We start from the raw sequence: 12886 nt of genomic DNA on the forward strand, positions 1-12886 counted from the left end.
CCATGCGCATTGACCGCCGCAACGACCTGAGCCTGCGCCATCTCGAGGTGTTCGGCGCGGTGATGGAGCATCGCACCACGGTCGGCGCGGCCGAGCATCTGGGCATTTCGCAACCGGCAGTCTCGAACGCGATCCGCGCGCTGGAACGGCAGCTGGGCCTCGCGTTGTTCGAGCGCATCGGCCGCCGCCTGCGGCCGACCGAGGAGGCGCTGCTTCTCGTGCAGGAAAGCGAACCGATCTTCGCGATGCTGCGCGCGCTGGAAGAGGAGGTGCGCGACCTCAAGCATGCCCGCACGGGCCGGTTGCGCATCGCCGCCACGCCGCCGCTGGGTCATACGGTCCTGCCCCATGCCCTGCGCGAAGTTCTGGCGGGACGCGACCGGATGCAGTTGCGCTATTCGGTGCAACGCATCGGCCTTGTGCTTCAGGCGGTGGAAAGCGGCGCGGCGGATCTTGGCGTGTTCCTTGGGCCGCTCCAGAACCCGGGCCTGACAAGCCACCTTCTGACCGAGGCCGAACTGGTCGCGGTCGTGCCGCGCGATCACCCGCTGGCGGCCCGCGCGGTGCTGACGCCCTCGGACCTTGCCGATCACCCCCTGATCGGGCTCGAGACCACGATCGGCAAGCAGGTGACCGCGGCTTTTGCCACTGCCGGCGTGCCTTATCTGCCCCGGATCGAGACCCGGTATGGCCAGACGGCCTGTGCCCTTGTCAACGCAGGGCTTGGGGTTTCGGTGGTCGATCCCTACACGGCGGCAGCGGCCTCGGGGCTTGCCGTTGTCGCGCGGCGGTTTGCGCCCGTGTCGCGCATCGCGGTGATCGCCGTCACCCGCAGCGGAAACAGCGCCACCTCGTTGGCCGCCCAGGTGATCGAGACCCTGCGCCGCCGTCTGCATGCGACGCCGCCGCTGCCCCGGCTCTGAACGTGATATAGGCGCTCCGAATGAATCAATTACGAAATTAATAAGCAGCTTCCCGTTCTACCTCTGCTTGTTAATTTGGCAAACCGCCGGGCACTGCCTTGATCCGGCTCATAAAATACCTCCGCGGGTTGCGTGCCTCACAGGTCCGACCGCTTCTGCGACAGGGCGATTGACGCGTGCCACCGGCCGCGCCTTAACTCTCCTATAAGCTGATCGTCACTGTCCGGCCGCAGGAGGTCTCCGTCCCATGTCCCACCCCACCCATAGCCCTGCCAAGCGCCCAGCGGGCCCCTTCCGCTTCGGGTGCCGCCCGTGACCAAGGCCGATCTGGTTCTGACAAACGGGAAAATCTGGTGTGGCCTGGGCCTTGGCCATACCGAAGCCCTCGCGGCGGGCAAGGGAGAGATCCTCGCCACCGGGACAGCTGCCGAGATCGGCAGCATGATCGGCCCCGCCACCACCGTGATTGATCTGCAGGGCCGTCTTGCCGTTCCGGGCCTGAATGATGCCCATATGCACCTGCTGCCCTATGGCACCGCCATGGCCGAAGTGGATCTGCGGCCCGCTGCCGCCCCGACGCTGCCAGCGCTTCTGGATGCCGTGCGGGCCCGCGCGGCGCAGACGCCGGCAGGCGGCTGGGTGATCGGGCGCGGCTATGACCACTTCCTGTTCGATGAAAAGCGCCACCCCTGGCGCGAGGAGCTGGACGCGGCCTGCCCCGACCATCCGGTCTATATCGTCCGGACCTGCGGTCATCTTGCCGTCGCCAACAGCCGCGCGCTGGCGCTGGCCGGGATCACCGAAGCCACCCCCTCGCCCGAGGGCGGACTGATCGAGCGTCAGAACGGAAAGCTGAGCGGCCTTCTGGCGGAAACCGGGCGCGAACCGGTGATGGCCGTCATGCCCGCCGCCTCGGAAGAGACGCTGGTGACTGCGATCGAACGCGCGGGGCGCGATCTTCTGACCTATGGCATCACCTCGGTGATGGAGGCCGCCGTGGGCATCCGCGACGGCTGGACCGAGATGCTGGCCTATCAGCGCGCGCACCGCGAAGGGCGTCTGCCGGTGCGCACCTATGCCTGCCTGATGGGCGACAAGACACGATCCATCCTTGCCCAGGCCGAGGCTGCGGGGCTGGTGACAGGCCGGGGCGATGACATGTTCCGCATCGGCCCGGTGAAGATCTTCACCGATGGCAGCGCGGGCGGACGCACCGCCGCCATGACCCGGCCCTACAAAGGTTCTGAGGATCACGGCATCCTCTGCATCCCCGATCAGGAAGAGCTGTCCGAGATGGTGCTGTCCGCCCATCGCGCCGGCTATCAGATGGCGATCCACGCGATCGGGGATGCGGCGATCGACCAGGTGCTGAACGCCTATGCCGGCGCGCTGGCCGACACGCCCGCCCCCGACCGCCGCCACCGGATCGAGCATTGCGGCTGGCTGCGCCCCGACCAGATGACGCGGATGCGCGACATGCAGGTGATCCCCGCGCCGCAACCTTCATTCATGTATTACTTCGGAGACCTCTACCTCAGCGTTCTGGAGGAAGAGCGCGTCGCCGCCTCGCATCCCTACCGCACCTGGATCGACGCCGGGCTGAACCCCTCGGCCTCGACCGATTGCCCGGTGACCGAGATCGCGCCCCTGCCCGGCATTTACAACATGGTCACCCGCAAGACGAACCGCGGCACCCTCATCGGCCCCGACCAGCGCCTGACGCTGGAAGAGGCGTTGCACGCCTATACCTCGGCTTCTGCCTATGCGAGCGGCGAGGAACGGCGCAAGGGTCAGCTTGTCCCGGGGCAACTGGCGGATATCGCAGTGTTCGACCGCGATCTGTTCGCCGGCGATCCCGAAACCCTGCTGGAGGCGCGCTGCGATCTGACGATCCTGGGCGGGCACGTCGTCTTTGACCGGGCCGCCGCATGATCGAGACGATCTTCAACCGCCTGATCCTGTCGATCCCGGTCCTGTTCGGTGTGCTGCTGCTGGGCTTCATGCTGGTGCAGCTTGCGCCCGGCGATCCGGCCCGCGTGCTGGCCGGGCCGCAGGCCCCGCCCGAGGTCGTGGCCCAGATCCGCGAACGCATGGGGCTTGATGATCCGGTCTTCGTGCAGTTCTTCCGCTATCTCGGCCGCGTGGCCGAGGGGGATTTCGGCCGCTCGCTGATCTCGAACAAGACGGTGCTGAGCGAATTGGGCGCGGCCATCGGCCCCACGGCCGAACTGATGCTGGCCTGCCTGATCTGGTCGATCCCGCTGGGCATCGCAATGGGCACGCTGGCCGCCGTCTGGCGCGGGTCGCTCGTGGACCGGGCGATCATGGCCTTTTCGGTCGCGGGCGTATCGCTGCCGATCTTCTTCATCTGCCTTGTGCTGATCCAGGTACTTGGCGTGCAGCTGAGGCTCTTGCCCTTCATCGGGCGCGGCGGTCCGCTCTGGACGGTTGACGGGTTGCGCCACATCGCGCTGCCGGCACTGTCGCTGGGGCTGATCTTCATCGGACCCGTGGCGCGGATGACGCGATCAAGCGTGCTCGAGGTGTTGCGGCTGGACCATGTGCGCACCGCGCGCGCCAAGGGCCTGGCGGAAGGCCGGGTGATCCTGCGCCACGGCCTGCGCAACGCCCTGATCCCGGTGGTGACGCTGGTCGGGCTGCAGGCCGGCTATCTGCTGGGCGGCGCCGTGGTGACCGAGACGATCTTTTCCTATCCAGGCATCGGACGGCTTGCCGTCGGGGCGATCCTGTCATCGGACTTCCCGCTGGCGCAGGGCACGATCCTCGTGCTCGCGCTGGCCTTCATCTTCATCAACATGATCGTGGATGTGCTTTACGCAGCCCTTGATCCGCGGGTGCAGAAGAAATGAGCGCGACCGCAACCGACACCACGACCGACACGCCCCGCGATGACACGCCGCGCCGCCGCAGCTGGTGGCGCAGGCTTCTTGCCGATCGCGCGGCGGCGCTCGCGCTGGCGACGCTCGGGCTGATCGTCCTGGGCGCGCTTCTCGCCCCGCTTATCGCGCCTTACGATCCCGCAACAAGCAGCCGTTCGGTGATGACACCGCCTGTCTGGTCCGAGCGCGGCAGCTGGGACCATATCCTCGGCACCGACGGGCAGGGCCGCGACATCTTCAGCCGGGTGCTGCACGGAACGCGGCTCACGCTGCTGATCGGCGTGGTGGCGGTGGGTCTGGGCGGTGTGGCGGGCTCGCTTCTTGGCCTGCTGTCGGCCTTCTACCGCCGTATCGACCCCTACATCATGCGGCTGGTTGACATGATGCTGTCCTTCCCGGCGATCCTTCTTGGCCTTGCGCTGGTTGCGGTCTTCGGGCCGGGAACGCTGCCCGTCATCATCGCCCTTGCCATCGCCACGGTGCCCGACTGTGCCCGGATCGCCCGGTCGATCGCCGTCAGCATCATGGAACAGGAATTCATCGAGGCTGGCCGCGCGGTGGGATTGTCGGACGGGGCGCTGTTCCGGCGCTACCTGCTGCGCAACTGCATCTCGTCGATCATGATCTTCATCAGCCTGCGCTTCGGGCAGGTGATCCTGCTGGGCGCGGCGCTCAGCTTTCTTGGCCTCGGGGCGCGGCCCCCCGCGGCCGAGCTCGGGATGATGGCGGCACAGGGCCGCGACTTCCTTCTGTTCGCACCGCATATCGCGGTGATCCCCTCGGTGGTGATCTTCATCATCGTGCTGGCCGCCAACATCACCGGCGACGCGCTGCGCGACGTGCTCGACCCGCGTCTCAGATCATGACGGATAATCAAGACCAACAGGGAAAAAGGAGACTGCCAAGATGAAAGGGTATCGCCCGCTGCTGGCGGCCTGTGCTGCGCTGGCCCTTCCCGGCCTCGCGCTTGCACAGGAAATCACCATTGTCCGCGAGGTGGACAGCAACAATTACGACCCCCACAAATCCACCGCCCGCGCGGCAGCCGAAGTGCTGTTCATGATCGGGGACACGCTGGTGACACTCGAACCCGACATGCAGACGCTCGCGCCCGGCCTTGCCGAAAGCTGGGAGGTCTCGGACGACGGGCTCACCTATACCTTCACCCTGAAGGAGGGCGTGCAGTTCTGCGACGGCAAGCCCATGACGGCCGAGGACGTGGTCTATTCCTTCAACCGCTGGATCAACCCGGAAACCGCCTCGCCCGTTGCCTGGCGCGCGGGCGATGTGGAGGAGATCACCGCCCTGGACGATCGCACAGTGGAATACCGGCTTTCCGCGCCGTTCTCGGAACTGCTCTATCAACTCACCCAAAGCTTCGCGACGATCATCGACGAAGACAATGTGGCCGAACTGGGCGAGGATTTCGGCATCAACGGCATGAACGGCACCGGCCCGTTCTGCTGGGAAAGCTGGACCCCGCGCGACCGCATGGTCATGACCCGCAACGACACCTACACCTGGGGCCCAGACTTCTATGACAACCAGGGGCCCGCGCATATGCAGCGGATCACCTGGCAGATCGTGCCCGAGGAAAACACCCGCACCGTGGCGCTGATGACGGAACAGACCCAGGTCACGCAATATGTCCCGCATATCGCGCTGGAACAGCTGCGCGCCGCGCCCTCGATCGAGGTGCAGCGTTCGGACGAAGCCTTCTGGACCTATTTCATCGGCTTCAAGGTGGACAAGGACACCGTCTCCGACCCCGCCGTGCGCCAGGCGATCAACCTTGCCGTCAACCAGGAAGCGCTGGCCGAGGATCTGTTCTTCGGCGAGGTGGAACCGGCCTACAGCTATATCAGCCAGGCAACGCTGGACTGGAACCCGGGGATCGACGACCAGCTTCTGCGCCATGACCCCGAGCGAGCGAAGGCGCTGCTGGACGAGGCCGGCTGGGTGCCGGGCCCCGACGGCGTGCGCGTCAAGGACGGCGTGGCACTGCGGCCGGTGGTCTATGTGTTTGCCGGCTCGACCTGGCAGAAGATCTCGGAATTCGTGCAGGCCGAACTTCTGCCCATCGGCGTCGCGCTGGATGTCCAGGCCTATGACGCGACGGTCGCCTGGGGAATGATGGCCACCCAGGACTTCGACATGTTCGGAATGAGCTATCCCTACGTCTCGGCGGGTGACGCGCTCAATCTCTATTTCCGCTCGACCAACATGCCGACACCGAACCGGATGAACTGGGACGACGCCGAAACCGACCAGTGGCTTCAGGAAGGCAAGACCGCGCTGGACGAAGACACCCGCGCCGAGGCCTATGGCAAGGTTCTGGAAAAGGTGCATGAAGCCGCCGTCTGGCTTCCGCTTTATCATGAACCGATGTTCATCGCGCATACGGCGGCGCTTGAGCCGATCGTGCCGCACAACAACTATGGCGCCGGGCTCTACAAGGGGCTTGACCTCAAGTACCGCGACTGACGGCCGGGCCGGGCTTCGCCCCGGCCTGCCACCCCGGTGCGAACAGCCCGATCGCACCGGCCTCCTCCCGCACCACGTGATCCCGCAACACCTGATCCCGGAGTCCGCCCCCGTGAGCACCGACCAGAGCCCCGCGCAGCCAAGTTCCGACCAGAAGGTCACCGTCATCCGCAATGCCTCCTGGATCATTGCCTGGAACGGCGAAAGCCATGAATACCTCCGCGACGCGGATCTGGCGTTTCAGGGCGACCGCATCCTTCAGGTGGGCGGGCACTACGACGGCCCGGCCACGCACGAGATCGACGGGCGGGGGCGCATGGTCGCGCCGGGGCTGGTGAACATCCATTCCCACCCGCTGTCCGAACCGATGAACAAGGGCATCCTGGACGAGCTTGGCAGCCCCCGGCTGTACATGAGCTCGCTTTACGAATTCATGCCGCTGTTCCGCCCCGATGACGCCGGACGCACCGCCTGCACCGAGGTTGCCCTCTCCGAGGCGCTGCTGTCCGGCGTCACCACGCTGGTGGATCTGTCGGTGCCCTATCATGACTGGATCGACCTTCTGGCGCGTTCGGGACTGCGGGCGGTGGCGGCGCCGATGTATCGTTCGGCGCGCTGGTTCACGAAGAACGGCCATGTCGTCGAATATGAATGGGACGAGGCCGCAGGCCGCGCCGCCATGGACGAGGCTATGGCCGCCATCGACACCGCGACCGCCCATCCCTGCGGGCGTCTGACCGGCATGGTCGCCCCCAGTCAGATCGACACCTGCACCCCCGACCTGATCCGCGCAAGCTTTGACGAGGCACAGGCGCGCGGCCTGCCCTTCCAGATCCATGCGGCGCAATCGGTGGTCGAGTTTCACGAAATCACCCGTCGCCATGGGCGCACCCCGCTGCAATGGCTGGATGACCTGGGGGTATTGGCCCCCGGCGCGATCATCGGGCATGGCATCTTCCTCAACGATCATCCCTGGGTGCACTGGCCGCAGGCGGAAGACTTCGCGCTGCTGCGCGACAGCGGCGCGGCGGTTGCGCATTGCCCCACCGTCTTCCAGCGCCGGGGCATCGCGATGCGCAGCGTCGGCCGCTATATCCGCGCGGGCATTCCCGTCGGCATCGGCACCGACACCTATCCGCACAACATGCTGGAAGAACTCCGCCACGCGCTGATCAATTCGCGGCTGATGTCGGGCGATCCCTATGACCTGCGCACGCATCACATCTTCGATGCCGCCACCACCGGCGGCGCGCGGATCCTCGGGCGCGACGATATCGGACGGCTGGCGCCCGGGGCCAAGGCCGATCTGTTCCTGACCGATGTGACGCATCCGGCGATGCGCCCGGTGCGCGACCCGCTGCGCTCGCTTGTCTACGTGGCGGCGGAACGCGCGGTGCGCGACGTCTTTGTCGATGGCCGCCAGGTGGTGCAGGACGGTCGCGTCCTGGCCTTCGACCTGCCCGATGCGCTTGAACGGCTTGAAGCCGCACAGCGCCGCGCCGAGACCGAGTTTGCCAAGCTGGATTTCGCCGGGCGCAGCCATCTCGAGGCTTCGCCCCTTGCCTATCCGGTGGCCGGATGACCCAGCCGCTTCTGTCGGTCGAGGGGCTTCGCATCCAGTTCCGCATCGAGGGGCACGATCTGCGCGCCGTGGACGGAATCAGCTTCAGCGTCTCGAAGGGGCGGACGCTGGGCGTGGTGGGCGAATCCGGCTGCGGCAAAAGCGTGACCTCGCTGGGGATCATGCGGCTCGTGCCGCAGCCGCCGGGGCGCTATGTCGGCGGGCGGGTGATGTTTGACGGGCAGGATCTGCTGCAACTGTCCGAACGGCAGATGCGCCGGCTGCGGGGCGGACGGATCGGCATGATCTTCCAGGAACCGATGACCTCGCTCAACCCGGTCTATACCTGCGGCGAACAGATCGTCGAAAGCCTCCGCATCCACTCCGATCTTTCGGCCCGCGCGGCGCGCGACCGCGCCATCGAACTGCTGGATCTCGTGGGCCTGCCCTCGCCGAAAAAGCGGGTGGACGATTATCCGCACCAGCTTTCGGGCGGGCAGCGCCAGAGGGTGATGATCGCGCTGGCGCTGGCCAACGATCCCGACCTTCTGATCGCGGACGAGCCGACGACCGCGCTCGATGTCACGATCCAGGCGCAGATCCTCGAACTCATGCAGGATCTGCAGCAGCGCACCGGCACTGCGATCCTTCTGATCACCCACGATCTGGGCGTGGTCGCGGAAACCTGCGACGAGGTGGTTGTGATGTATGCGGGATCGGTGGTGGAACGCGCGGCGACGGCGGATCTCTTTGCCGACCCGCAGCATCCCTATACCATCGGTCTCATGGCCGCGGTGCCCCGCATTGATGTGGAAGCCGACCGGCTGGCCACGATCGAGGGGTCGGTCCCCGCCCCCTGGGTGCGGATCGACGGCTGCCGTTTCGCCTCGCGCTGCCCGCTTGCGACAGACCAATGCCGCGCCGAGATGCCGCCCCTGCGCGATGTCACCCCCGGCCACGGCGTTGCCTGCTGGTATGCGCCGATCGAAAGGGTTGCCCCATGACGCCTGTCCTCGAGGTTGAAAACCTGACCAAGCATTTCCCCGTCCGCCGCGGCCTCTTGCGCCGCACGGTCGGACAGGTGCAGGCGGTCACCGATGTCAGCTTTTCCGTGGCGCCCGGGGAAACCCTGGCCGTGGTGGGCGAATCCGGCTGCGGCAAATCCACGACGGGGCGCGCGCTGCTGCGGCTGATCGAGCCCACCTCGGGCCATGTCCGCCTTGACGGCGAAAGCGTGACCGATCTGGGCAAGGCCGATCTGCGCCAGATGCGGCGGCGGATGCAGATCATCTTCCAGGATCCCTACGGTTCGCTCAACCCGCGCATGACCGTGCGCGAAGTGCTGTCCGAACCGCTTCTGCTGCATGGCGTGGCAACCCCGCGGACGCTGGACGCAAAACTGGCCGAAGTGCTGGAGCTTTGCGGCCTCTCCTCCTTTCATGCCGAACGCTATCCGCACGAGTTTTCCGGCGGGCAGCGGCAGCGGGTGGGGATTGCGCGCGCACTGGCCACCCGCCCCCGGCTCATCGTCTGCGACGAACCCGTCTCGGCGCTGGACGTGAGCGTTCAGGCCCAGATCGTGAACCTGCTGCAGGATCTTCAGCGCGAACTGGGGGTGGCCTATGTCTTCATCAGCCATGATCTTGCCGTGGTCCGCCATATCGCCACCCGCGTCGCGGTGATGTATCTGGGCCGTATCGTCGAGGAAGGCGCCGCGGCGGGGCTTTTTGCGCGCCCGCTCCACCCCTATACCCGTTCGCTCATTGCGGCGGCGCCCCGGCCCGATCCGACCGCCGGCCGGGTCCACGCCTCGGTCCAGGGCGATGCGCCAAGCGCGATGGCCCCGCCGCCAGGCTGCGCCTTTCATCCACGCTGCCCGATGGCCATCGACCGCTGCCGCACCGAGCGTCCGGCGCTGCGGCCCTTTGGCGCCGCGCGGGTGGCCTGTCACCGGGCCGAGGAGGCGCCCGTTGCCGCCGGCATACTCCCCCGTGACGTCAGCGACACGCCGCTGGCCCGGCGCATGGCGGTCCTTGCCAAGGCCCGCAGCGGCGCGTGATAACGACCAGGAAGAACCGAAGGAGAGGCCCATGAACGGCGCCGAAAGTCTGGTCCGCACCCTGCATGGGGCAGGTGTGGACGTCTGTTTCGCCAATCCCGGCACGTCCGAGATGCAATTCGTGGACGCGCTGGACCGGACGCGGCTGATGCGCTGCGTGCTGGGCCTTTTCGAGGGCGTGGTGACGGGCGCGGCCGACGGCTATGCCCGCATGGCCGGCAAGCCCGCGGTGACGCTGCTGCACCTTGCGCCGGGCCTCGCAAACGCAGGGGCCAACATGCATAACGCCCGCAAGGCGCGGTCGCCGATGCTGAACCTTGTGGGCGATCACGCGGTGCGCCACCTTGCCTATGACGCGCCGCTGACGGCGGATGTGGCCGGGGCGGCCACGCCGTTTTCGGATTGGGTGCGCACGGCAACCTCGGCCGCGACGATTGCCCGCGACGCAGCCGAAGGGCTTGCCGCCGCCGCGGGGCATCCGGGGCGGATTGCCACCCTGATCGCGCCTGCCGATATCGGATGGGAAGAAGGCGGGGTGATCGCCGAACCGGTTGCGCCGCAGGGGCCGCGCCCGCTGGATGCGGCCGTCCTCGACCGGGCGGCGGCGCTTCTGCAGCCGGGCACGCTGATCTTCTGCGGCGGCTCGGTGCTGGAGGATCCGGCCACGCTGGCGCTGCTGGCGGGGATTGCGGCGAAAACCGGCGCTGATTTCCTCGCCCCCACCTCCAACCGCCGGATCGAGCGCGGCGCCGGGCGCAGCGACATTGGCCGCCTGCCCTATCCCGTCGATCTCGCGCTGGAACGGCTTGCCCCCTATTCCCGCGCGATCCTGATCGAAGCCCCGGCGCCTGTGGCGTTCTTCGCCTATCCCGACCGGCCCAGCCTGCTGCTGCCCCCCGGCTGCGAAACGCTTCAGCTTGCCGATTTCGATCAGGATGGCTGCGCCGCCATCGCCGCCCTGGCCGAGGCGGTCGGCGCCCGCCCCGCCGCAGCCGCCGACCGGCCCCGTCCGCAGGCGCCGCAGGCAGGGCCCATCACCCTTCCGGCGCTTGGCGCGGCCATCGCCGCCGCCCTGCCGGAAGCGGCGATCGTGGTGGATGAAGGCGTGACCTCGGGGCGCGATATCGGCACCGCCAGCGCCGGGTCTCCGCCGCACAGCTGGCTTGCCCTTACCGGCGGCTCGATCGGGATCGGCCTGCCGATGGCTGCCGGTGCCGCCATCGCCTGCCCCGATCGCCCGGTCGTGTCGCTGCAGGCGGATGGTTCGGCGATGTACACGATCCAGGCGCTCTGGACCCAGGCACGCGAGGGGCTGAACGTCACCACGGTGATCTTTGCCAACCGCAGCTACGAAATCCTCAAGCAGGAGCTTTACCGCGTCGGCGCCAATCCCGGTCCGGACGCGCTGAACATGCTGGACCTGTCGCGCCCCGATCTGGATTTCGTCGCGCTGGCCCGGGGCATGGGCGTGCCCGGCCGCCGGGTCGAGGATGCCGCCGAGCTTTGCCGCGCCATCGCCGATGCCATAGCAGAACCCGGCCCCTTCCTGATCGAGGCGATGCTCTGACCCCGCTCAGCCGCGCGACACGAACTTGTTGAAGCGGCTGGTGCCGCCATCGGCCGTCTTGTCCTGGTACAGGAACTCGAGATCGTTGGCGTCGAAGATCTCGAAGAACTCTTCCCAGCTGATCGCGGTCAGGCCGGGTTCGGGATCGTTGAAGTCGATGCGCAGGATGCCGCCCTCGCCACCGGTATCAACCTTGGCGGGGTGGCCGTTGCGCGCTTCGGCCCAGTGGCGGATGGTTTCGTGATCGCGGGTGGTGTGGGATTGGGTCATGGAAGGCTCCTTTCCCCGCCAGAACCCGGCAGCCGCCCCGGCTGTTCCCGAACGGATCAGATCCGCGCCGCCCAGAAGCGGAAGCGGCGCTGGCCGGTCAGTTCCTGAACAAGCCCCAGCGCCTCGAAAGCGGCAAGATTGCGCTCGGCCGTGGCGCGCGACACGCCGGACAGGCTTTCCAGCATTTCGGCGGATACCGCCGGATTCGCGACCAGAAGATCGATCAGGAGGGGCGGCGTGCGACCCTTCATCCCGGCCGAAGCCGCGCGCGCGCGCTGCACCCAGGCCTCGATCCGGTCCAGCCGCATCAGGGCAGCAAGGGACCCATCCCGGACCGCGCCATACCAGTGCTCCAGCCGCTCGCGCAAAGGGCCCGTCGCGCGCGGCCCCGCCCCGCGCCCCTGCGCCAGTGGCAGGAACAGCGCGCCGCCGCGGGCTTCGGACGCACCGATGCGGGCTGCGACCACGCTCGCCTCGATCCGCATGTCCGGGGGGGACAGGCCCAGATCGATCCAGCCCTGCCAGACGATCGCACCGCGCGTGATGCCATGCGCCGGGGCCGCGGCCGCAAGCAGCCGCAACCAGGCGGATTCAAGCGCGTCGAATTCCTGCCCCACCGGCCGCGCCGCCAGACGGTCCAGCCCGTCCCGCCCCACGGCCATCCGCCCCAGAAATCCGCGCAGCCCGGCCTCAGGCCCCGGGCCACCGGACAGGCGCCGCGCCGCCCAGGACGCCTCGCTCAGCGCGGCGGGATCGGCCGAGGCGGGGGCGGCGCGCAGCGCCTCGTAAAGCACGATGGTTTCAAGCCGCAGCCGGTGGCCTTCGGCCCAAAGCAGCGCCTCGGCTTCCGACAGCGCGAGCCTGCGGCGCAGACCCTTGGGCGCAGACCGCAGCCGTTCGTCCAGCGCGGCAAAAGCTGCCGCCGCCCGGGCAAGGGGCGCGGCCAGCGCAGCCTCCGCCTCCAGCCAGTCGGATATGCGCGGGGCGGGCCGATGATCGGCCCGCCGCCACGGAGGCTCTGCCGGATCGGACAGATCCGGCGGGCCGGGAAGGAACCAGAGATCGCTCTCGGGATCCGCATCCTCCGAAGGGTCTTGGTCGGGCGCGCGCATGGCCGGGTCC

Annotated in this window: 11 protein-coding genes; 9 read left to right on the top strand and 2 right to left on the bottom strand. The window is 67.8% G+C overall.

The features are described 5' to 3' along the window. Positions 1-2 precede the first annotated feature (2 nt). The 9 genes from ACFQXB_RS11175 to ACFQXB_RS11215 all read left to right on the top strand — a co-directional run bounded on the left by ACFQXB_RS11175 (position 3) and on the right by ACFQXB_RS11215 (position 11494). The gene (locus ACFQXB_RS11175; protein WP_377403394.1) at positions 3-923 is read left to right on the top strand and encodes a LysR family transcriptional regulator; all 921 of its coding nucleotides are present in this window, start codon (positions 3-5) and stop codon (positions 921-923) included. Between the two features lie 312 nt (positions 924-1235). After that, positions 1236-2855: an amidohydrolase gene (locus tag ACFQXB_RS11180; protein ID WP_377403396.1), complete on the top strand. Its 1620-nt coding sequence runs from the start codon at positions 1236-1238 to the stop codon at positions 2853-2855. Beyond that, positions 2852-3793 (top strand): ABC transporter permease, encoded by a 942-nt coding sequence (locus tag ACFQXB_RS11185; RefSeq protein ID WP_377403398.1) that lies wholly within the window; start codon positions 2852-2854, stop codon positions 3791-3793. The genes ACFQXB_RS11180 and ACFQXB_RS11185 overlap by 4 nt, the downstream gene beginning before the upstream one ends. Then, positions 3790-4689 (top strand): ABC transporter permease, encoded by a 900-nt coding sequence (locus tag ACFQXB_RS11190; protein WP_377403400.1) that lies wholly within the window; start codon positions 3790-3792, stop codon positions 4687-4689. The genes ACFQXB_RS11185 and ACFQXB_RS11190 overlap by 4 nt, the downstream gene beginning before the upstream one ends. 40 nt (positions 4690-4729) lie before the next feature. Beyond that, positions 4730-6307, top strand: coding sequence for an ABC transporter substrate-binding protein (locus tag ACFQXB_RS11195; protein WP_377403402.1), 1578 nt, complete (start codon positions 4730-4732; stop codon positions 6305-6307). Between the two features lie 112 nt (positions 6308-6419). Then, complete coding sequence (locus ACFQXB_RS11200; protein ID WP_377403404.1) at positions 6420-7889, top strand: amidohydrolase family protein; 1470 nt, start codon at positions 6420-6422, stop codon at positions 7887-7889. Then, positions 7886-8872, top strand: a complete 987-nt coding sequence (locus ACFQXB_RS11205; protein ID WP_377403406.1) for an ABC transporter ATP-binding protein — start codon at positions 7886-7888, stop codon at positions 8870-8872. The genes ACFQXB_RS11200 and ACFQXB_RS11205 overlap by 4 nt, the downstream gene beginning before the upstream one ends. Then, the gene (locus tag ACFQXB_RS11210; protein ID WP_377403408.1) at positions 8869-9927 is read left to right on the top strand and encodes an ABC transporter ATP-binding protein; all 1059 of its coding nucleotides are present in this window, start codon (positions 8869-8871) and stop codon (positions 9925-9927) included. The genes ACFQXB_RS11205 and ACFQXB_RS11210 overlap by 4 nt, the downstream gene beginning before the upstream one ends. Before the next feature lie 31 nt (positions 9928-9958). Next, a complete protein-coding gene (locus ACFQXB_RS11215; protein ID WP_377403410.1) occupies positions 9959-11494 on the top strand; it encodes an acetolactate synthase large subunit in 1536 nt (511 codons plus the stop codon). Positions 11495-11500: 6 nt separating this feature from the next. On the opposite strand, the gene ACFQXB_RS11220 is transcribed toward ACFQXB_RS11215, so the two are convergent. After that, positions 11501-11764 (bottom strand): hypothetical protein, encoded by a 264-nt coding sequence (locus tag ACFQXB_RS11220; protein WP_377403412.1) that lies wholly within the window; start codon positions 11762-11764, stop codon positions 11501-11503. Positions 11765-11820: 56 nt separating this feature from the next. After that, positions 11821-12876, bottom strand: a complete 1056-nt coding sequence (locus ACFQXB_RS11225; protein ID WP_377403414.1) for a helix-turn-helix domain-containing protein — start codon at positions 12874-12876, stop codon at positions 11821-11823. Between the last annotated feature and the right edge of the window lie 10 nt (positions 12877-12886).

This window comes from Halodurantibacterium daqingense, assembly GCF_042666235.1.
Taxonomy (GTDB): Bacteria; Pseudomonadota; Alphaproteobacteria; order Rhodobacterales; family Rhodobacteraceae; genus Halodurantibacterium; species Halodurantibacterium daqingensis.